We start from the raw sequence: 22,028 nt of genomic DNA, 5'->3' as shown, positions 1-22,028 counted from the left end.
TCAGAATACTCGGTGCCTTCACCAACCATCAACTCATCCGCCCACGCATGTGCGGGAGCGCCCCATGCAAGGAGCATCGTCACGAACGCGCAGAGTATCGCAGCGATTCTCCATCCCCTTCGTCTCACAGCAAGTCACCTCTCCATTTCCACGTCGTTTGAACCGTGTGACCACCGCTTTTGTCGAGTGGTCCGGCGCAAGCGGCGTGCATGAAGCCAGTGAGCTGTCGCCCGGAAAGCAGACATTTTGATCAGGCTCTGCTTAAATTCAACGTGCATGTTTGTCAGGCTTTGAGCTGCGGTTTTTGGAGCCTGCGAAGAAAGGGTGCCTCCGTCCGAAATGTCTACATTTTGGACACCCCCACGCTCATTTTTAATCTGTGAACGGTCGCTCCTCGTTCGCCCAACGCAAGAACGTAGACCGCGGTATGCCGCATGCTTCAGCGGCGGCAGTTCCCGAGATGCGCCCCTCCTGATATGCACGGCAAACTTGTTCGAACATCTCGGGGCGCTTGGCACGCGGGCGCCCAAACCGCACCCCGCGAGCCCGCGCCGCAGCGATACCCTCAGCCTGACGCTGGTGAATGTTTTCGCGCTCTACCTGCGCAATGTAACTTAGAAGCTGTAGCACCATGTCCGCGATAAAAGCACCGGTCAAGCCATCGCGCGTGCAGCGGGTGTCAAGCAAAGGCATGTCAATGACGACGATGTGCACCTGCGCAACCTTAGTTATATGCCGCCATTCCTCAAGTATCTCATCGTAGTTGCGACCTAACCGATCGATGCTCTTAACCACGAGGGTATCGCCGCGATGAAGCCGACGCACGAGCCGCTGGTAGCTCGGCCGCTGAAAATCCTTGCCACTTGCCTTGTCAGTGAAAATGCGACGCTGCTCCACGCCGTACGAGCGAAGCGCATCTATTTGCCGAGCAAGATTCTGGTCGCGCGACGAAACTCGTGCATACCCGTACATCTTCTCTTTTCGACGCTCATCCTTATCCGGTCGATCATCTGCAACCCGCTGTCCACCCACCAATTCCATGCTGTCCCCTTTCGATCGGCGTCAACAAAAGAGGAAACAGGGTAACGTGCCAAAAGTCACAAAAGTTAGCTTGTTGGAAAAGGACGAATAGCCTTTGTGCCAGGTTCCACTTGCCGCCTGGGTGTGCGGTCGTTGCGCATCGGTTACATCTGCCGCTGGCACGTACTGACGCTTCGTCAACGCTCAGTAATGTTCCAGAATCAGCCCAGATTTTGAAACGAAACTGAGCGTCGGAGAAAACGGCGGTCGCCGACGCTCAGTTTTGTACCTCGCCAACAGCTGTCGCATAGCAAAACCCTCTGCCGGGCTGTTCCCAGCAGAGGGTTATCCATTCATCTTGCACTGTATCTATCTGAGCGAGCCGCCACGAGCGCGGTGCGGCTATGGATGAATCGCTGAACCGCTTAGGCACCAGCTACAACCGAAGCACCACAGCCGAGGAGGCTTAACTCGCCGAGATGGGACCCTGGTCGTTTCCCTCATCGGACGGAACCTCCGCAACAACGGGCCCCACATCATCCGACGAGGCAGAATCCGCAGCGGTCTCATCCGCCTCAGACGACGCAGCGTCATCAGTGTGAACCTGAGGCGGCTCCGCCCCCGCAGCAGGTGCCGGATTGTTAGCCGAGGCCGCCGCATAGGCCGCTGGGGACCAATCGCTGGGAACATCCGCAGGGGACGGCGCAGCGGGCGCGGCCGTCGCGGGCGCGGGTGCAGCAGTCGCAGCGGGCGCAGACGCGGCAGTCGCCGCCGAAGCACCGTTCTGACCCGAAGGCGCATCCGCTGGCATCGTCGGCGTCGCTGCAGCCTGCGCGGGACCACTACCGCCATCGGGTGCAAGCGGATTCCAACCAGACCACATCGGCACACCGTCCGGCAGCGGGTCGGACGAGACGCCCCAACGATCGACGGCAAAGCGGGTAAACCACTGCCCGCACGCATTCACGCTCACCAGCTCCATCGCCACGGTCACCAGCGCACATGCATAGATGGCCGCAATGAACAGAATCACGATGATGAGCATGAACGAGGGACCCAGCGAGAAGAGCTGGTAGATAAGATGCTCAAGGCCGCCGTGCAGATACCACCCTGCGCCGGAGCCCGAGAACACCATCATGATGCCGCCCGCGGCAAAAAGACCGGCAATCAGGTAGAAGATGCCCATGCACACGCCCACGACCGCACCTGCGATCAGTGAGGTCACAAACACCCTGAGAAAGCCCCCGAAGTCTCGGACGATCATCTGGCACAGGCGGTCCAGCCGCCAGCCAGCGCCGAAGCTGTCGTAGAGCGTGGCACGCAGCATTGCGATCTGGCAGAACGTTCCCATGAACAGACCGAGGATCACACCCAGAAGGCCAACGTCTCGCGTCGCCCACTCAAAGATGTTGAAGCCCACGGTAAGCGGAGCATAGGCAACCGTCACGGCGCCGGCGGTCAGGATGCCCACCACGAGGCTCATCACAATGGACAGCGTCACAAATAGTATGAATGTCCGGGCACCCGTGCCCAGCACCTTGCCAACGTCCACGCCGCGCTGCTTGGGCGCGGCGTCGATGCCCCATGCGGTCAGACGCGCCCATTCATAGGCGAACCCTAGCACCGCCATCTGTCCCAGAATAGGAATCCATCCCACCAAAGCCAAGATGAGCACCGGCTTGATCCAACCCTTGTCGCGCGTCAACATGCGCCACGACGAGGTGAATCCCAACTGCTGAGAAAGCATGTCCTCTCCTCACTCGACAATCCGAACATCGTGTTATGTACTAGGCGATCAGCAACGCCGCGGCCGAAAGAACGCCAAACGTCGACGCCGGTGAAGCCGGACGCCACTGAAGCTGCCGCGTCGTACCAACCGTTACACAAGCATTCTCGAACGTGTAGCCATTGTCGCCGATTGTATACGGCAACGCCAGCAAGTGCGCCTCGGCGTCCGTGCGACGCGCGGCCTCGCAGACCACAGCATCGGTGGTGCATCCGTCGGCATTCAGTGTTCCGTCGTAGCACAGCACATATGCGTCGGGATCTACGCGCGCAAGCAGGTTCTTTACCGCCTCGTACACCTCGTCGCTCGTCGCGGCTGGATGATCCGCCACCTCCATGCCGCCCGCTGTACATAGGACAGTAAACGGCATGAGCGCGCCGTCACGATTCAGCAGATCGCGCGCTTCCCAAAACGCATGGGAAATCGCAAGCTCCAGCGCATCGGGCGCCTGGAGGGCATCCGCGCCGTCCATGTTGTGCCCACCGCTGAAACATGTTTGCCGGGAGCTCCACGGCTCGGCAGCAACGCCCGAGCACGCCGATTGGTCTTTGTTCATATGCTCCCTCCTTGTCTACCTGTACCTGAGTGTACCGGCCTCCTTCGAGGCCGCGGAGCTGATCGGTCGGTATTAAGCAGGGCTTTCGCGCGACGTAAGACGGCCTTAAGTAATCGACTTGGAAGCAGCGCGCGGGGACATGGTCCGCTTCGCATCCACAAAACACCCGCAATCAACCAAGAATGTTCCAGGCAGAAAAAATCGCGTTTGCATTGTCGGCAAGATACGGTACAATTTCTGTGCTTTAACGGAGAGTTGTCCGAGTGGCCGAAGGAGCACGATTGGAAATCGTGTAGGCGTCAAAAGCGTCTCCAGGGTTCAAATCCCTGACTCTCCGCCAGTTGCTTACCGACGGCGCGCCCTTTCCAAGAAGGCGCGCCGTTCACCCCAATGCGGAGGGGTGGCAGAGTGGTTGAATGCGGCGGTCTCGAAAACCGTTTACCCGGCGTTCCCGGGTACGAGGGTTCGAATCCCTCCTCCTCCGCCAGTTTTTTCTTTCTATAATCAAATCACCTGGGACCGGAGCCCCTACCTGCTATTTGCAGGAGGAATTCGAATCCTGAGAAGGTGCGGAGCTGAGAAAACGCGTTGAGCGTTATCCAGCGCAGCACGCAAGACCGCGCAGCGGTCGCAGCGGATGGTGACGCGAAGCGGCACCTCGAATCCCTCCTCCTCCGCCAGTTTTTTCTTCAATACCTTATTTACGGCGTGAATAGATTTGCGTTGGTACGGCATGCCGGACGATGAGGCCGCCCGTTAGCGCGATGTGCCGGACGATGCGCTCGCCCATTGTGAGACGCACCGGTGAAGTCCTAGATTTGGACGTTTTAGAGGCTCAAAACGTCCAAATCGAGGACTTCAATCGCGCGGGCAGCGAGCCCCGCTGCTCCCCATCACGCAACGGCACTCACAGAGCAATCTTTACGGTATGTCTCATGATTGAATGCGTCTTATTAACCTGATACCGCTGTAGAAGATGTCACCATTTGCCGAATCGTGGCAAACCTCACACATCCTTGTAGCCCGATTCTGTACGATGGGCACAGCATCCCGTAGCACCCCGATGCTGCGGCCTGCCCAACGTCCCGAAGGGCTCGACCAAGAGGAGGTTCCATGCTGGAGGATTACCGCAAGGCACGCAAAGCAGGCATCAAACAACTCCAACGCGATGTCTCGGCCGGCCGCTATCCGTATCCCCCGGCACTCGACGACATCCTCAAGGGCGAAGGCTCCCAGGGAGAAATCCCCATAGGCCTCGCCGAGATCGACATGTCCCTTATCGCCGGCACGAAGACCCGCGGCCGCCAAAACATGTTTTCGAGCGGCTTCATGCCGCTGCCCGAAGCGACCTCGGAGTTTGCCAGCAAATGGAGCGATCTCATCGACTCCCAGCGAGAAGAGGGCCTGCGGGATCCCATCATCGTCTATGAGTTCCTGCAGCGCTTTTACGTGCAGGAAGGCAACAAGCGCGTCTCGGTGATGCGGTATCTCAACATGCCCTCGATCCTTGCCAGCATCACGCGTGTCGTGCCCATGCCGTCGGATTCCAAGAGCTACCACATCTACCAGGAGTTCACGAGGTTTTACTCCGTCGCTCCCGTCTATGGCATCCTTTTCGACGAGGAGGGCCGGTACGCCAAGCTCGCGGCCGCCCTCGGTGAGACGCTCGACAAGCCCTGGCCCGAAGAAAAGGTACGGTCGCTTGCCACGGTGTTCTATATGTTCTCCTCCGCCTGGAGGCGCTTCGGCGGAACATACCTCGACATGGCAATCGGTGAAGGCCTGCTCACCTATCTGAAGATCTACAACCTGGACGACCTTGCTCTCGCAAGCCAGCAAGATGTCGACGAGAAGGTGCAGCGCATCTGGAGCGAGTTCGTGGTTTCCTCCAAACCGGACGCCATCGACTACCTGGAAAACCCCACCCCCTCCAAGCCCAAGCTGTTGCCCGAGCTTAAGACGCTCTACAAGGGCGCCGTTTTGGCCAAGCCGTTCTCGGTTGCGTTCATCTATGAGGGCAACCCGGTCATCGACGGCTGGGAAGCGCTGCATGACAAGGCGCGCGTCAAACTCGAGAATCGGCTGGGCGCGACAGTAAAAACCATGACCTTCCCCGACTGCAAAGCCGACGACGAGTTTGACTGGGCGGTGGAATCCGCCGTCGAAGCCGACTGCGACCTCATTGTGACCATCCATCCCACCCAGATGACGCAAGCCCTGCGCGCCGCCGTGGCGCATCCCGACGTCGCGGTCATCAACTGCTCGGTCAGCTTGTCCCACAGCGCCGTCCGCACGTTCTACGGACGCATGTACGAGGCGAAATTCCTGCTGGGGGCGCTTGCGGCCGCCATGGCCGACAACCACAAAGTGGGATATGTCGCCGAGACGCCGGTCTTTAGCACCGTCTCCGAAATCAACGCATTCGCCATCGGAGCGTCCATGATCGACCCCAAGGCGACCATCTACCTTAAATGGTTCACCGCCAAAGACTACGACTGGAAACGCGAGCTGCGCGAGGAAGGGGTTCGCATCGTCTCGGCGCGCGACTACCCCGTGCCGTCCCGTCCCGACGAGGCTTGGGGCCTGTATCGCGTCGAGGACGACGGAAGCACCACCCACCTCGCCGAACCCGTATGGATGTGGGGACGCTACTACGAGCTCATCATCCAATCCATCCGCAACGACGCATGGGTGCGCGAAAGCCATATGCGCCCCAACAAAGCCCTCAACTACTGGTGGGGCATGCGCACCGGCGTGCTGGACGTCAAGCTATCCGAAGACCTCCCTCATGGGCAGCGCGTGCTCAACGAGGTTATTCGCCAATCGATCCTCACGGGGCGCATCGACCCCTTCACCGGCAAGCTCGTGAGCCAGACGGGCGTCGTCCAGGAGGAGGGCGACGAAAAGCTCTCCAGCGAGGAAATCGTACGTATGCGCTGGCTCAACGAAAACGTCGTTGGCAGGCTGCCCGAGCAAAAGGAACTCTCCGAAGATGGTCTGGAAAAGGTCGAGGTCGCAGGCGTGATTCCGCTTGACCCCACCGTGGTAGTGACAGGATCCGCGAGGACAGTGTAATGAGAATCCTAGGCATCTCGGACGTTGAGGAACGGTGGCTCACCACCTACTACGATCGCGAGCGCATGAAGGGCGTCGACCTTATCATTTCGTGTGGAGACCTGCCGGCGAGCTATCTCGAACACATCGTGACGCTCGCCAACGTGCCTCTTATCTATGTGCCGGGCAACCACGACACCGACTATGCTCGACACAAACCGGAGGGCTGCATCTCGATAGAGAACAGCCTGCGCACGTTCCGCGGGCTGCACATCATGGGGCTGGGCGGATCGCTGAAGTACAACAACACCGTGTACGGGTTCAGCGAACAGGAGATGCGATGGCGAGCGGCACGCATGGCGTTGCTCGCCCAGTCAACCGGCGGCGTCGATATTCTGGTGACCCACGCCCCCATCCGCGGCTATGGAGATCTGGACGACCTGCCCCATCGCGGCTTCGAGGCGTTCGAGCCCCTGGTCACACGTCTCAAACCGCGCTTCATGCTCCACGGCCACATTCATTTGGCATACGGCCGCATCGCCCGCACGCGCACCCATCCGTGCGGCACCACCATCGTGAACGTCTGCGGTGCGCACATCATCGATATTCCCGACGACGAACTTCCCTCGTCCGACCAGCGTCGCGGCCTGCTGCACATCGACGAGATTCGATAGCTGCGCGGGCCAGCCACAGGTGACAGCCGCGGGCGCCGGCCGCATGCGATAGCTGCGCGGGGCAGCTGTAGGTGACGGCCGCACGGGGCAGCCAGCCGCGACGGCCGCTCGACACAGCCGGCCGCGATAGCCACGCGAGACGGCCGGCCGCGATAGCCGATTTCAGTCCAGCAACTACCTTTGACTAAGTTTGGGGCCAAAATCAGGCCTAAACGTAGTCAAAGGTAGTTGCTGGACTCTTTTTAACAAGAAGCGGCGCGCCGAGGGTCCACTTCCCCGACGCGCCGCCATGTCCATGCTCGTGCGACGACGAATCGCCGCGCGCTCATGACCAGACGTAGCCTATAAGCTACCCAGGCACACCGCTCCGGTCTGGCGAATGCCGGTGCGATACACATTGTCGGCACCGAAGTACGAAGCCATATAGGCGACGTACTCATCGGTCTTGTCCTTGGGGACGGCACACATGATGACGCCAGCGAAGCCGCCGCCATGCAGGCGGCATACGCCGGAGCCAACACGATGCAGGAAGATCTCCGTCAGCGCCAGGGCAAGCGGAATCGACTGCTCGCTGGGGTCGCTTGCCACATAGGCGTTCTGCAGCCACTTCCACGACGAGTTGCCCGAAGCCTCGATCATGTCGAGCACCTTCGCCTTGTCGCCCGCTTCAAGCGCACGAACAGCCCTGTTTACGCGACCACACTCTTCGAAGTAATGCAGCGCGCGCAGAATGGCGCGGTCGTTGCCCACCTGCTCGCGAACGGCGTTCAGGTTGTCCAGCAGCGCAGCCTCGTTTGTCTCGCACAGGTTCTTGACGCCCAGCGCAGCGGCGACGGCGCGCATCTCGCCCGGCACCGCAGAATATTCGGCCGAGAGGTCGGCATGACCCTTGCCGGTGTTTACGATCACCAGGTCAAACCCAAGTGCGTCGTAGGAGAAGTCAACCTTGCGATAGCTTACGCCCTTCGAGAAATCCAGCAGAATGGTACCGCCCACGGCGCAGGCCATCTGGTCCATGAGGCCGGATGCCTTGTCCCAGAAATGGTTCTCGGCGTACTGTCCGATGCGCGCGTAGTCGGCACACGGAATGGAGTCGCCGTTGAACAGGTGATCGATGATGCAGCAGACGAGCATCTCGAACGACGCGGACGAGCTCACACCCGCCGAGGGGATGACCTCGGAGGAAACCGTCGCGTTGAACCCGCCGATCTCGTAGCCCATCTCGCGCGCGGCCACGAGCATGCCGGCCACGAGCGACAGCGTCCCCTGGCAATGCGGCGTGTCGTTCACCGTGGCAAGGTCAATAACCACTTCGTCGTCGTAGCCCTCGCTCATGATGTGAACCTGGCCGTCCTCTCGACGAGCGGCGCAGCCTACGGTGTCCATCGTGATGCTTGCTGCCAGAATCTTGCCACCGTTGTGGTCGGTATGGTTGCCGATGATCTCGGTACGGCCCGGCGCGGAATAGAACTCAACGTCCGCCTCGCCGTACAGCTCGTGATACCAGCTTTCAATCTTTTTCAGACGCTCCCGCGCCTTGTCAGCGGCTTTGCCGTAGACCAGCGGGAGCATGACGCTCTCCTCGTTACCCATCGTTTCCTCCCCTGTTACTGAATACTCGCGATGAATCGAGCGAATGCACGACGCCCTTCCTTGGTGTCGGCAAAGACCGCACACTGCTCGAGGACCTGGGCGAAGACCTGGCCGATTTCCTCCTGCAGCACGCCATCGAGCGCGTCGGCGTCTGCCTTGGAAATCTTTGCCACGTTCTCCGGCGCATACTGCGGATACTTCTCCAAGATCTGAGCCGTCCAGGCAGCGTGGCTCGCGACCTCGGGAACGGACGCCGGGTCCTCACCAGCCAGGATGACCTCACGCAGCCGCTGCATCTCGCCCAGCAGACGCGCCGGCAGCACAGCAAGACCCATGACCTCGATGAGGCCGATGTTCTCCTTCTTAATATGGTGAAGCTCCTGATGCGGATGGAAGATGCCAAGCGGATACTCGTCGGTCGTGCGGTTGTTGCGCAGCACCAAGTCGAGCTCGTACAGCTTGCCGCGACGACGAGCGATAGGCGTGATGGTGTTGTGCGGCACGCCGTCGGTCTCGGCCAGCACCCCGACCGACTCGTCGCTGTAGGAGCGCCAAGCGGTGAGAATCTTGTCGGCAAGCTTCACGAGCGGCGTCGGCGTCTCGGCGTCCAGGCGGATAACGGACATGGGCCAGTTCACAATGCCGGCATGCACGTTCTCGAAGCCGGGGAAGCTCAGCTCTTCGCGCAGCTGCGCCTTGGCCATGGCGAAGGTGTAGCGCCCGCCCTGATAGTGCTCGTGGGTGAGAATCGATCCGCCCACGATCGGCAGGTCGGCGTTGGAGCCGAGCATATAGTGCGGGAACTGATCGACGAAGTCGAGCAGGCGCACGAACGTGGTGCGGTCGATCTTCATGGGCACATGGTGCTCCGAGAGCACGATGCAGTGCTCGTTGTAGTAGACGTAAGGGCTGTACTGCAGGTACCAGCGCTCACCGCCGGCAAGGCGCAGCGGCATGAGGCGAATGGTCTCGCGGGCCGGATGGTCCAGGCGACCTGCATAGCCCTCGTTTTCGCGGCACAGCTGGCAGCGCGGATACGGATCGTCCCCGCCCTTCTTTTCCAGAGCGGCCGCGATGGCCTTGGGATCCTTCTCCGGCTTCGAGAGGTTGATGGTGATGTCCAGATCGCCGTAGCGCGTCGAGGTCGTCCACTTGCGGTCCTTCGCAATGCGATAGGTGCGAATGTAGTCGGAGTCGAGGGCGAGCTGGTACAGATAGTCGGTCGCCTTCTCGGGCGACACGCGCAGCCGGTCGCGGAACTCGCGCACCACCTCGCTGGGACGGGGCGTGACGCAGCCCATCAAGCGGGTGTCGAGCAGGTCGCGGCTGGCGATGCCGCCGTCGATGACACCGCGCTCGACCGCGTCGTCCAGCAGACAGGCGAGGATCTCTTCAAGCGCGGGTCCCGACGACGTCGCAAGGAAACGACCGATCGCTTGCTTGGGAACAAAGGAGCCAGATGGCTCATACATCAATGCATCAAGCATTCCATTGGACGCATAGGTGACATCGCTTTTTCCGATCAGGCCCCGCTCCAAGGCATAGGCGACCAGCGCCGCGATGCCATCCTCGGGACCCGAGAACCACGTACGGTCCATCGTGACTTCCTTTCTTCGCCGAGAGCTCGGCGAACGTCAGTCGATTCGTTCAAATCGGTACAGGCGGTTTGCGTATGGCGCGCACGAGACAGGCAGGGGCAGACCCATATCCATAAGAGCGTCGGCAGCATAGGCCTTCCCCGACCCAAGCTCGCGATACATGGCGCCGGGCGTCAGGCCGCGCGGAACCACGTACTCCGCCTCGCCGTAGCCTTCCACCTTCATGACAATGGCGCAGACCATGACCTTCGAGGCGTCCTCCGATGCGAACTCCCACGAAACGATGTCGTCCTTGGGAGTGGTCAGTCGATAGAAGAGGCCCTCGCGCACGAGCGGTTCGATCTCGCGATACATCTCGACCTGGCCCCTGATGATGTCGCAGGCGCGGTCGGGCAGCTCCTGCAGGTCAAGCTCGTAGCCGAAGCCGCCGCCCGACATGGCCACAAGACCGCGTGCGCCCAGCGGCACGTCGCGACCGTTGATCTCGTTGGGGCACGCCGAAACGTGCGCACCCATGGCCGAGCACGGATAGCAGAACGAGGTACCGTACTGGATGGTCATGCGGTTGTCGGCATCGGTGTTGTCGCTCGTCCAGATCTGCGGGGTGTAGTACATCATGCCGGCGTCAAAGCGGCCACCGCCCGCCGAGCATCCCTCAAAGAGGATGTTGGGATAGCGCTGCACCAGGCGCTCAAGCAGGTCGTAAAGACCCAGCATGTAATCGTAGACAACCTTGCCCTGGTCGCTTGCGACGTGGGAGTACACATCCACGATGCTGCGGTTGTAGTCCCACTTCACATACTCGATATTGGCCTGGTCAAACACCGCGCACAGCTGCTCGAACAGGTTGTCGCGCACCTCCTTGCGCGACAGGTCGAGCACCAGCTGGTCGCGGCCGAGCACCGGCTCCTTGCCCGGCACGGCCAGCGCCCAGTCGGGGTGCGCCCGATACAGGTCGCTGTCCTCGCTCACCATCTCGGGCTCGACCCAGATGCCAAACTTGAGCCCCAGGTCGTTGATGCGCTGCACGAGGTCGTGAAGCGAGCCGCCCAGCTTCTCTTCGTTCACCGTCCAGTCGCCAAGCGCACGGAAGTCGTCGATGCGGTTGCCAAACCAGCCGTCGTCCATGACCAACATGTCAAGGCCCAGCTCGGCGGCCTTCGCGGCAAGACGAACCAGCGAGTCGCCGGTGAAGTCGAAGTAGGCAGCCTCCCAGCTGTTGATGAGAATGGGACGAGGGCTGTCGCGCCAGGGACCGCGGCACACATGCTTGCGAATGCAGCGATGCAAGTTGTGCGACACGCGCTCCATACCGGCGTTGGAATAAGTAAGGATGACCTCGGGGGCAACGAGCTGCTCACCAGGCTCAAGCGGATAGGAGAACATGTTCGAAGAGAGGCCCATCTGCATGCGGGTCTGCTCGAACTGGTCGCGCTCCACCTGGGCCTCGAAGCCTCCGCTGTAGACGAAGGTCATAGACCAGCAGCGGCCCGAGGTCTCGGTCGCGTCGTGGTCGACGACAAGCATCGCCGGGTTGTACTGGTTGGACGACATGCCGCGGCGGCTACCGACCGAAAAGGCGCCGTTGCCCACCGGATGGCGGTCGAGGCGCCGCTCCATGGCGTGGCGGCCGTTGAAGGAAATGACGTCGAAGTCGCCGGTCACAAAATCAAGGCAGGCGGTCTGCGCCCGCTCCACCGTCACGCGGGCGTCTCCGGTGTTGGTGATCACCGCAGCGCGGGTGATGATGTCAAGCGCGGGCAGCACGCCGTACAGCAGCTCGACCTCAAGTCCCAGGCGCTCGTCGCGCAGGGTGATGGAGAGGGTCTGAGCCTCATCGTCTGCGGCATAGACGGCCGGCAGACCCGGAAGACCGTATTTGCCGGAGCGGATCTCGTGGCGCGCATAGCGCAGGTCACATCCGAAGGTCCCCTCGGCGTCGCGCACCTCAAGCATGGGGCAGCGCATGTCGCCCGTACCCTGGAAGGGATATTCCTGCGGAAGCACGTCGAGAGAATAGGTCCTGGTACCCGCATCGTGCGGCGAGGCGCACATACCGCTTCGGTCGGCGTAGGTGACGAGGTAGCCCATGTGGCCCTCGCTGCGGGTCCCGTAGTACAGATGGAGCAGATATCCCAGGTGGTCCACCTGCATCTGATATGTCGTGTTGCTCGTATGGATGGTGAACGTCTTGGACTCTGCATCGTAGACAAGCGGCATGGTTCCTCAGGCTTTCTGTTTGTCGCAGGGTGTTGGCATTTTCGGCACCTCACCTGGCCGGATCCCGTTTTCGGGACCCGGCCAGCGGTGAGAAACTGAATCAGTATAGCTGCGGCATCTAGAATATCCAGCGTATTCCTAACGCTTCGTCAATCCCCGTTACTACTTCACAGCTCCGTTGGTAACGCCGCCGATAATCTGCTTCTGAGCCACGATGTAGAAGATGATCATGGGCAGCATGGCCAGCAGGTACGAGGCGAACGCCAGGTTGTAGTTCGTGGAGAATGCGGTCTGGAAGTTCATCTGCGCAAGCGGCAGCGTGTTGACGCCCGAACCGCCCATGATGACAAGCGGGGTCATGACGTCGTTCCACACAGCCAGGCCGGTGATGACTGCCACGGTGGCATGCATGGGCTTCATGAGCGGGAAGATCACCTTCCAATAGGTGGTCCAGGTGCTTGCGCCGTCTACGCGCGCGGCCTCCTCAAGCGCGATGGGGATGTTCTTCAGGTAGCCGGTGTAGAGCATCATGTTCATGGGCATGTAGAACACGATGTAGAGGATCATGACGCCGACCATGTTGTCCAGGTGCATGACGGCCGTCTGCTTGACGAGCGGCATCATGAGGATCGCGAACGGCACGTACATGCCGGCGATGATGAAGTAGTAGGACCACTTGAAGATGCGCTTGCGATCCATGTTGCGCCCGATGGCATACGCCGCGAGCGAATGAACAAGGATCGACACGACCACGGCGACGACCGTGATGATGAGGCTGTTCAGGAACGAGTGGAAGAAGTCCGTGACCTGGATGGCCTCGATGAAGTTGTCCAGGCTCCAGGAGCTCGGCAGCGACAGGATGCCGGCGATGTCGTTCGTCATCTCGGAGGGATCCTTGAAGGCGATGACCACCGCCATGTACAGCGGGAAGATGATGGTGATAAGACCGATGATAAGAAGGATGGTGACAGGCCAGTTGACCCGCTCCTTCACCTTAGTGCTAGCCATTAGAGCTGCTCCTCCTTACTGTTCAAGAACTTCGTCTGCAGGATGGAGACTGCGGCGATGAGGATGAAGAAGATCACTGCGTTCGCGCACTGGTAGCCAAACTGCCCGCCGGCAAGGCCGTTGTTGTAGATGAGATAGGAGATGGACTCCGTGCTCTGAGCAGGGCCGCCACTGGTCATGGAGACGATCTGGTCGAAGACCATGAGCATGTCTTTCATGACGAGCACCATGTTGGTGGTGACGCTCGGCATGATGAGCGGGAACGTGATGTAGCGGAACTTGTTCCAGCCGGTGGCGCCATCAAGCGCTGCCGCCTCGTAGACATCCTCGGGGACCGAGGAGAGGCCGGTCAGGTAGATGATGGTGGTCTGCGCGCAGGCCTGCCACACAAGCACGATCACGATCGCGACCCATGCCCACTCGGTGCTAGCCAGAATGGACTCGGTGCCGGTGATGGCGGGGACGATGTAGGTGAAGAAGTAGCTGAAGACGTAGCCAACGACCAGGGCGCCGAGGATACGCGGCACGAAGTACAGACCGCGCAGTGCGCTCTTGAACTTGATCTTGCTGGAAAGCCCCATCGCCAGAATCAGGCTGATGATGTTGGTTCCCAGCGTGGCCACCACGGCCACCTTGAAGGTGAACAGATACGAGTTGAGCACGCGGGCGTCGCTGAACAGGTCCATGTAGTTCTGCAGGCCGATGATGTTGAACGCACCATAGCCCTTAGAGTCGGTGAAGCTGTACAGGAAGCCCGTGATGAGCGGAACGGTGTTGAATGCGCAGAAGATGACCAGGACGGGGATGAGGATCATCATGAACGTCCTGTTGCGATCCGAACCGTTCTTGGCTTTTGCCAGATTTGCCATGACTCTTCCTCCTTACTCCTGGCTATCGGCTGCTTGTACCTTGCGGATGACGCTGCGGTTATACCGCTGCCAGTCGGTATCCCACTTCTCCAAGAACGCGTCGACGTCCTTGTTGAGCAGCATCGTCTGCAGCTGCGCGTCGCATGCCATCGAGGACGGGTAGGAGTGGTCGAGATAGTCGAGCACCTTGCCCTCTTCGATCCATTCGGCGACGTCGTCGAAGAGCGGATCGAGCGTGAAATCGCCCTCGATGCAGGGGATGGCGCGCTGGTCATCGATGTAGGTCTGGATGTTCTCGGGCTGGGCCAGGAACTTGATGACCTCGTAGACGGCGTCCTTGTGATCGCAGGTCTCAGCGACGCACCACTGCAGGTCGACGCCAGACACCACGATGCGGTCGTCGGGGTTCTTGGCAGACGGCATAGGGAACATGCCGATGTTCATCTCGGGGTTCACCGACAGGATCTGCGGAACGGCGAACGAGCCGCAGGGATACATGGCTGCCTGGCCGCGGGCGAAGGCGGTGCAGGCGTCGTTGTAGCTGTAGGCAAACGGGCCGTCCTCGGCGTAGTCGAGCAGCTGCAGCATCATCTCGGCCGGCTCGCGGTAATAGTCCGCGAACTTCGCCTTGCCGGAGTTGACCTGGCGCGCAAGGTCGCTCGGCACCAGATTGGTGGTGATGGAGTTCCACGGCGAAAGAATGGTCCAGGTATCCAGGTATCCCAGATACATGGGCAGAACCTCGCCCTCGGCCTTGATCTCGTCGCAAAGCGCGATGAGCTCGTCCCAGGTCGTGGGAATCTCCCAGCCCTTCTCTTCGAACATGTCCTTGTTGTAGAGCATGCCCGCCGCGTTGGCGACGTACGGCACGCCATAGATGCCGTCCATGGGCACGTAGGTCACGCTCTTGAGGATGTCCTTGTAGGCATCCTGGACCTCATCGGTGGTGGGGCAGTCGGAGACGTCGGCAAGGATCTCGGAGTCAACGAAGCTTGCGTAGTCCGCGTCGCCGCCGATGCCGATAACGTCGGGGTAGTTCTCGCGCACGAAGCGCGTCTTCATGATGGTCACGGCGTCTGCCGGGCTTGAGATGTTGAGGTAGATGTCGTCGTGCGTGGAGTTGAACTCATCCATGAGCTGGTTGAAGATGCTCACGGCCTCCTGCTTGTAGCTGACGATCTCGACCTCGATTTTGCCGTCGCTGCGCTCGGACGTGCACCCGCTGAACAGCAGGGAGGCAGCCCCTGCCGCAGTAAGGCCCAAGAGCGAGCGACGAGTGATTGGCTTATTCAGCATGCTATGCCTTCCTCCCCGCATTAGTGAACGATGGCCAGCTCGGTCTGCTTGTCGAACACGTGCAGCTTGTCGACGTCGAACGCGACCTCGATGCGCGAGCCGGAGCGGGCGGGGTTGGCGGCGGACACGTGGCTGGAGACCGACCCGCCGTCCACGTCGGCGTAGACCATGGCCTCCGAGCCCAGGAGCTCGTAGACGGTGACGGCGGCGTCGATGGGCTCGGAGAGGCGGCGTCCCTCGGCGTACTCGTTGGACTCGACGACGTCCTCGGGGCGGATGCCGGCGACGACGACCTTGCCCTGGTACGGCTTGAGCGCGGCCGCCTTGGCCTCGGGCACGGTGATCGTGTTCTTGCCGAAGGAGAGGGTGGTCTTGCCGCCCTTCTCGCCCACGGTGGCGTCGATGAAGTTCATCTGCGGGCTGCCGATGAAGCCGGCAACGAACAGGTTGCAGGGCTCCGCGTAGAGCTTGGACGGGGTGTCCACCTGCTGCATGACGCCGTCCTTCATGACCACGATGCGGGTGCCCAGCGTCATGGCCTCGGTCTGGTCGTGCGTGACGTAGATGATGGTGGCGCCCAGCCGGTCGTGGAGCTTCGAGATCTCGGCGCGCATCTGCACGCGGAGCTTGGCGTCGAGGTTGGAGAGCGGCTCGTCCATGAGGTAGACCTTCGGCGCGCGGACGATGGCGCGGCCCATGGCGACGCGCTGGCGCTGGCCGCCGGAGAGGGCGGAGGGCTTGCGGTCGAGGAGCTTCTCGAGGTCGAGGATGCGCGCGGCCTCGCGGACGGCCTTGTCGATCTGGTCCTTCGGGGCCTTGCGCAGCTTCATGGGGAACGCCATGTTGTCGTAGACCGTCATGTGCGGGTAGAGCGCGTAGTTCTGGAAGACCATCGCGATGTCGCGGTCCTTGGGCTCGACGTCGTTGACGACCTTGCCGTCGATCTTCAGCGTGCCCGACGTGATGTCCTCGAGGCCGGCGATCATGCGCAGCGTGGTGGACTTGCCGCAGCCCGACGGGCCGACGAAGATGATGAACTCCTTGTCCGCGATCTCGAGGTTGAAGTCCTTCACGCCCTCGTAGCCGTTCGGGTACTTCTTTCCGATGTGTTCGAGTGAAAGTCCTGCCATGACACAGCCCCTTCCTGCTCATCCGCTCCCCCCGTGGGAGCGGCTGGCATGTCTTTACCGTGAATTCATTCTATGTTGTCATTTTTCTTTCTTTTGTAGTAAATCGTCGATAATTTATAGCTTTATTAGTGTTCTTCCTGGTAGATTGCCTAAATTTTGATTGCTTTGAATCCGATAGCATTCGACAAACGGTATATTTTTCCCTGTCAACGGAAATAAGCTTGGGAAGAACTGTGCCAACTACCTCGAATTTCTTTGACGTTATCGTTTTGAATTCAATACGACACATTCATTTCATTTCTTCCGTTTATATCAATATTCTATTTTTATCCCAAAATTTTATATATTTATCTGCGTTAATAAACGCATTCTGATATATCTATAGGGCGTTGATATTTGTCAGACCGTCCGAAAGGAATTAGATTTTGCTATATCGTATATAAAAATAGGAGTTGTACTATGCCTGTCCATGACCTGCAATTCGCCACGTTCTCTGGCAGCAACTTCATAGACCTCATGCCCTACCAGTACGGCCGCGAGATTTGCGAGCCGGGACATGCCTTTGGTCCTGCCCAGCGTCGTCACTATCTGTTTCACTACATCATCTCGGGGCGCGGCACCCTGCTCGCGACCGATGACGACGGAGAACAGCGCCGCTTCGATTTGAACGCGGGCGAAGGCTTTCTCATCTTTCCCGGACAGGTGAACACCTACTTCGCCGACATGGAGGACCCCTGGGAGTACGTCTGGGTCGAGTTTGACGGCGCCGTCGTCAAGGAAGCAATCCGCAGCACAGGCCTCACGACCTCCTCCCCGATCTATCGCTCAGACAACCCCGACCTGCGCGACGGCATGGAACGCGAGATGCGCCATCTTGTCACCCATCGAGAGGACAGCGCTTTTCACCTGGTCGCGCACACCTTTCTGTTCTTGGACTATCTCAAGCGGTCCATTGTTCCCAAGCAGCTTCCCACAACGAACAAGCTGCAGGACTTCTATATCCGCGAAGCGATCAACTATATAGAGCAGAACTATCAGAACGATATCTCGGTCGAGGACATCGCAGAGCAAACGGGCCTCAACCGCAGCTACTTTGGCAAGGTCTTCAAAGCCGTGGTCAACAAGTCGCCGCAGCAGTATCTCATTGCCTATCGCATGGGAAAGGCGACCGAGCTGCTCAAGCTCACCGCACTGTCGATCGGCGAGGTGGGAAAGGCCGTTGGGTACCCCAACCAGCTGCATTTCTCGCGTGCCTTCAAAACGGTGTACGGCGTGTCGCCGCGCGAGTGGCGGAAGGAAAACACCCGCCCGAACACTCCCGCACGCTAACGCTCCAGCCTCCTGAGACTCTTGGGGACGTTAACGCTGCTTGGCAGGTATCATAGACGCGTATGTGCCCGTACGCGCTGCCCGGCCTTGGCTGGGTCTGTCGGAAGGAAGCAGCCATGACCGCGTCTCTTGTTGCTGGTTTGACAACCGTTGCAGCGGTCACGGCCAATGCCGGCGCCCCAAGCCAGCTGGTTGCCATCCCGCTTTGGATCGAGATGGTCGCCATCGTGGTCGCCTCGGTATCTGGAGTTCTAACAGCACGTGAAAAGAAGCTCGACCTGGTAGGCGCTGTGTGCCTGGCGGTATGTTGCAGCTTGGGCGGCGGTCTGCTGCGCGACATGACGCTGCAAGTGGGCAACGTCTACATCTTGAACCAGCCGTTGGCGCTGCCCGCCTCCATTATTACGGCAGCCATCGTGTTCGTTATCCCCTCGCTCATAGAGAAGCAGGACCGTCTGATTGCGGTCCTCGACATCTTTGCCGTGGGGCTCTATGCCGCAACGGGAGCAGACAAAGCCCTCGTCTATGGGTTCAGCCCGCTCATCGGCGTGGTGATGGGGTTTTTCACCGGTGTCGGCGGAGGTATGTTGCGAGATGTGCTTCTGGGGCAGACGCCTTACATCTTCCAACGCAGTAACTTGTATGCCGTCGCCGCAATCGCGGGCGCATTGAGCTACGTATTGCTCGTCGCAGCCGGTGTCGACCACATGATTGCACTCATCGTGTGTGTGGTCCTGACCATGAGCTTGCGCTTTTTGTCGCTCCGCTACGACATCAAGAGTCCCACCGAGGTCGATCTCTCACGGATGGCAGAACATGTTCCCCACCCGCGTCTTCACCGCGGCGAGGGGGGCGGGCGGCCACGCGGCTCCACGCTCTCGGCAGGAGAGCTCGCAGACCGCCGAGAGCGCACGCTGGCAGATATAGAACGCCGCCGCGGTGAACAGCGCGGGCTGATGCGGCGCTTCCGGCGAACGAAGCGCTAGTCCGTGCCGGGTGATTCGGCGAACGAAGCGATAGTCCGCACCGGGTGATTCACCAACGCTCAGTAATGTTCCAAAATTACGCCCGATTCTGGAGCAGACCTGAGCTTCGGCGAAATATACTGCCGCCGATGCTCGGTTTTGTTCCACATGTGTCGCGAAACGCGGAACAACCACCGCCATCGCAAAAAGAAAGGGCACCGGATACGGCCTGGTGTCCCCTATCAACTCCATGTATGCAAAAGGCCCTGGACCGCAGTGCAGTCCAGGGCCAAAATCCAAGAGCTAGCTCAGAAGTCTCCTATTTGTTCACCTGACCGGAACGGACAGCTGCCTTCTTGCGGTCGATTGCCGAGAGCAGGCGCTTGCGCAGGCGGATGTTCTTGGGCGTGACCTCTACAAGCTCATCGTCGGCAATATACTCGAGTGCCTCCTCGAGCGTGAAGGCGCGCGGCGGAGTGAGCTGCACAGCGATGTCGGCCGTAGAGCTGCGCTGGTTGCCCAGGTTCTTGGTGCGCGCGATGTTCACGACCATGTCGCCCGGCTTGTTGCGCTCGCCCACAAGCATGCCCTCATAGCACTCGTCGCCCGGAGCCACAAACAGCTGGCCGCGCTCCTGCAGGGTGCCAAGTGCATACGCGACGGCCTTCTCGGTCGTCATGGAGATCATGGCGCCGTTGTTGCGGCCACCGATCTCGCCTGCATAGGGACCGTACTCCAGGAAGGTGTGATAGAACACGCCCTCGCCATGGCTGACGTTTAGGATGCGGTTCTTAAGACCCATGATGCCGCGGGTGGGGATGCGGAACTCGATATGCGTGACCGTGCTGCCGGCATGCATGTTGGTCATGGTGCCGCCGGCGTTGCCGAAGACCTCGATGACCTTGCCCGCATACTCGTCGGGGCACTCGACGACAGCCTGCTCGATTGGCTCCAGGCGGTTGCCGTTCTCGTCCTTCTTAATGAGGACGCGCGGGCGGCCAACCTGGAACTCATAGCCCTCGCGGCGCATAGTCTCCATGAGCACCGACAGATGCAGGATGCCACGGCCCGAGACCTCGACGCCGCTCTTGTCCTCAAGCTCCTCGATCTTCATGGTCACGTTGTTCTCGGCCTCGTTGAACAGGCGCTCCTTGAGCTGACGGGCACCCACAATCTCGCCGTCGCGACCCACGAGCGGAGAGGTCGAAGCCTCGAAGACGACCGACAGGGTCGGGGGATCGATCTCGATGGGATCGAGGTGCACAGGGTTCTCGGGGTCGGTATACACGTCGCCGATGTCGGTGCGGTCAATACCCACCACGGCTCCGATGTCGCCGGCCTTCACCTCGTCGCACTCGGTGCGGCCCAGGTAGTCGAAGGTGTAGAGCTGGCGCACCGTAGCCACCGAGCTCGAGCCGTCGTTCTTCACCACGAGGATCTTGTCGCCCGTGTGGATGGTGCCGGAGTACACGCGACCGATGCCGATGCGGCCGACATAGCTCGAGTGGTCGATGGTCACGCACTGCATGGCGAGCGGCGCGTCGAGGTCGGCCTCGGGAGCAGGCATGTCCTCGAGAATCATGTCGAGGAGCGGATACATGTCCATGTTGCCGTCGTCCGGCTCGCGGCGAGCGTAGCCGTTCACCGCGCTCGCGTACACGACATGCTCCATGGCGAACTCAAGCTGCTCGTCGGTAGCGCCGAGGTCGGCCATGAGGTCGAGGCAGTCGTTGTAGGCACGCTCGGGCTCGGCGCCGGGGCGGTCGATCTTGTTGATGACGATCATGATCTTCAGGCCGCAGTCGATCGCGTGGCGCAGCACGAAGCGCGTCTGGGGCATGGGGCCCTCAAACGCGTCGACCAGCAGCAGCGCGCCGTCGGCCATCTTGAGCACGCGCTCGACCTCGCCGCCGAAGTCGGCGTGGCCAGGGGTGTCGATGACGTTGATCTTCACGCCCTTGTACTCGATCGAGCAGTTCTTGGCAAGGATGGTGATGCCGCGCTCGCGCTCCTGGTCGTTGGAGTCAAGAACGCGGTCTTCGACCTGCTGGTTGGCGCGGAATGCATCGGTGGCACGCAGCAGTTTGTCAACCAGCGTGGTCTTGCCGTGGTCGACGTGCGCGATGATGGCGATGTTTCTTAGGTTCTCTGCTTGCATGTAGTGCTCCTTATACCGTCTTCCCCGCATGGTCGCAAAGGGCGTCTGTCATCCACTCAGCCTCGCTGCGCTCAGAAATCGCGGCTGGCAAGACGCCCTCCGCGACAACGAGCCAACCAAGGCACCAGTTCTGGTTTGGTCGCTCAAACCTTCGCAAGTATAAGAATGTTTGGGATACTGTGTAGAAGGATTCCTAGCGCAAACAGAAATAATAGTAAACGATTTTTAGATGAGCGGCTGCTCTTCTCCGGCAGGTTGCGGATCGCTCCATACAAATTGGTCTTCATTGCCAAAGCCATCGTACAGAACGTATGCCGAATACCCCGTAGCCAGGCTGCGCTCATAGAAGCTGACCAGCAAGGCGTCCTGATAGCCGTCTTCAAGATCGACGCAGCCGGTACAGGCGATCGCATAGCGCTCGACGCGTCCCAATCCGTCGTCGTGCGAACCTGCGGCATGCGTCTTCACATACTGTCGCGCCGCCGTGAGACAAGCTTCCTCGCCGTCGTCGCTAAACGCCATCTCGATTCGCGTGGAGGACCCGTCCTCGAGGCACACCACGACGCCGGGGTCCTCGCCCGCCGCAAGGGCATCGAGCATGGACCCAATAAGATCGCACACCATGGTGTCCAGCTGAGGCGATACCGCGCTGCTGTTGTTTGCGTCATGGCTCATGTCGCGGCTCCTCCTCTGGCCGAACAAATCGGGAGGGCACATACATATGCGCCCACATGCGGCCATTCTAGCATGGTACGCAGCGCAAGAAGCGTCC

16 protein-coding genes and 2 tRNA genes are annotated in these 22,028 nt (G+C 60.3%); 6 read left to right on the top strand and 12 right to left on the bottom strand.

What is annotated here, in order from left to right; translation table 11 throughout:
• Positions 1-372 precede the first annotated feature (372 nt).
• The 3 genes from B5F33_RS02655 to B5F33_RS02645 form a co-directional block, all read right to left on the bottom strand.
• Positions 373-972: a recombinase family protein gene (locus tag B5F33_RS02655; protein WP_087410305.1), complete on the bottom strand. Its 600-nt coding sequence runs from the start codon at positions 970-972 to the stop codon at positions 373-375.
• A gap of 514 nt (positions 973-1,486) precedes the next feature.
• Complete coding sequence (locus tag B5F33_RS02650; RefSeq protein WP_087410244.1) at positions 1,487-2,767, bottom strand: DUF4013 domain-containing protein; 1,281 nt, start codon at positions 2,765-2,767, stop codon at positions 1,487-1,489.
• A gap of 40 nt (positions 2,768-2,807) precedes the next feature.
• Positions 2,808-3,362 carry a hypothetical protein gene (locus B5F33_RS02645; protein ID WP_087410243.1) on the bottom strand — a complete coding sequence of 185 codons (555 nt, stop codon included), beginning with the start codon at positions 3,360-3,362 and terminating at the stop codon, positions 2,808-2,810.
• A gap of 249 nt (positions 3,363-3,611) precedes the next feature.
• Here B5F33_RS02645 and B5F33_RS02640 point away from each other — a divergent pair.
• From B5F33_RS02640 to B5F33_RS02625, 4 genes are all read left to right on the top strand, one after another.
• Positions 3,612-3,702, top strand: a tRNA-Ser gene (locus B5F33_RS02640).
• Positions 3,703-3,756: 54 nt separating this feature from the next.
• Positions 3,757-3,849: transfer RNA gene (locus B5F33_RS02635), tRNA-Ser, on the top strand.
• Positions 3,850-4,475: 626 nt separating this feature from the next.
• Entirely contained in the window at positions 4,476-6,437 is a 1,962-nt protein-coding gene (locus B5F33_RS02630; protein WP_087410242.1) for a BMP family ABC transporter substrate-binding protein, read from the top strand.
• Positions 6,437-7,090, top strand: coding sequence for a metallophosphoesterase (locus tag B5F33_RS02625; protein WP_087410241.1), 654 nt, complete (start codon positions 6,437-6,439; stop codon positions 7,088-7,090). The genes B5F33_RS02630 and B5F33_RS02625 overlap by 1 nt, the downstream gene beginning before the upstream one ends.
• Before the next feature lie 342 nt (positions 7,091-7,432).
• Here B5F33_RS02625 and B5F33_RS02620 read toward each other — a convergent pair whose 3' ends face one another.
• The 7 genes from B5F33_RS02620 to ugpC form a co-directional block, all read right to left on the bottom strand.
• Positions 7,433-8,683, bottom strand: coding sequence for a galactokinase family protein (locus B5F33_RS02620; RefSeq protein WP_087410240.1), 1,251 nt, complete (start codon positions 8,681-8,683; stop codon positions 7,433-7,435).
• 14 nt (positions 8,684-8,697) lie between these two features.
• A complete protein-coding gene (locus tag B5F33_RS02615; protein ID WP_087410239.1) occupies positions 8,698-10,281 on the bottom strand; it encodes a UDP-glucose--hexose-1-phosphate uridylyltransferase in 1,584 nt (527 codons plus the stop codon).
• A 36-nt stretch (positions 10,282-10,317) separates the two neighbouring features.
• Positions 10,318-12,501 carry an alpha-galactosidase gene (locus tag B5F33_RS02610; protein ID WP_087410238.1) on the bottom strand — a complete coding sequence of 728 codons (2,184 nt, stop codon included), beginning with the start codon at positions 12,499-12,501 and terminating at the stop codon, positions 10,318-10,320.
• 162 nt (positions 12,502-12,663) lie between these two features.
• A complete protein-coding gene (locus B5F33_RS02605) occupies positions 12,664-13,509 on the bottom strand; it encodes a carbohydrate ABC transporter permease (protein WP_087410237.1) in 846 nt (281 codons plus the stop codon).
• Positions 13,509-14,378: a sugar ABC transporter permease gene (locus tag B5F33_RS02600; protein ID WP_087410236.1), complete on the bottom strand. Its 870-nt coding sequence runs from the start codon at positions 14,376-14,378 to the stop codon at positions 13,509-13,511. Before B5F33_RS02600 ends, B5F33_RS02605 begins: the two co-directional genes overlap by 1 nt.
• Before the next feature lie 12 nt (positions 14,379-14,390).
• Complete coding sequence (locus B5F33_RS02595) at positions 14,391-15,674, bottom strand: extracellular solute-binding protein (RefSeq protein WP_087410235.1); 1,284 nt, start codon at positions 15,672-15,674, stop codon at positions 14,391-14,393.
• A 20-nt stretch (positions 15,675-15,694) separates the two neighbouring features.
• The gene (gene ugpC / locus B5F33_RS02590; RefSeq protein ID WP_087410234.1) at positions 15,695-16,804 is read right to left on the bottom strand and encodes a sn-glycerol-3-phosphate ABC transporter ATP-binding protein UgpC; all 1,110 of its coding nucleotides are present in this window, start codon (positions 16,802-16,804) and stop codon (positions 15,695-15,697) included.
• A gap of 459 nt (positions 16,805-17,263) precedes the next feature.
• Here ugpC and B5F33_RS02585 point away from each other — a divergent pair, with 459 nt between their 5' ends.
• Both B5F33_RS02585 and B5F33_RS02580 read left to right on the top strand, forming a co-directional pair.
• Positions 17,264-18,133: an AraC family transcriptional regulator gene (locus B5F33_RS02585; protein WP_087410233.1), complete on the top strand. Its 870-nt coding sequence runs from the start codon at positions 17,264-17,266 to the stop codon at positions 18,131-18,133.
• Positions 18,134-18,249: 116 nt separating this feature from the next.
• Complete coding sequence (locus B5F33_RS02580) at positions 18,250-19,119, top strand: trimeric intracellular cation channel family protein (protein ID WP_087410232.1); 870 nt, start codon at positions 18,250-18,252, stop codon at positions 19,117-19,119.
• Between the two features lie 298 nt (positions 19,120-19,417).
• Here B5F33_RS02580 and typA read toward each other — a convergent pair whose 3' ends face one another.
• On the bottom strand, positions 19,418-21,256 hold the full coding sequence (gene typA, locus B5F33_RS02575) for a translational GTPase TypA (protein WP_087410231.1): 1,839 nt from the start codon (positions 21,254-21,256) through the stop codon (positions 19,418-19,420).
• A gap of 225 nt (positions 21,257-21,481) precedes the next feature.
• Complete coding sequence (locus B5F33_RS02570; protein ID WP_087410230.1) at positions 21,482-21,931, bottom strand: hypothetical protein; 450 nt, start codon at positions 21,929-21,931, stop codon at positions 21,482-21,484.
• Between the last annotated feature and the right edge of the window lie 97 nt (positions 21,932-22,028).

This window comes from Collinsella sp. An2 (assembly GCF_002160065.1).
Lineage (GTDB): Bacteria > Actinomycetota > Coriobacteriia > Coriobacteriales > Coriobacteriaceae > Limicola.
Note: the sequence above shows the minus strand (reverse complement) of the source record. Positions and strands in the feature narration are given on the sequence as shown.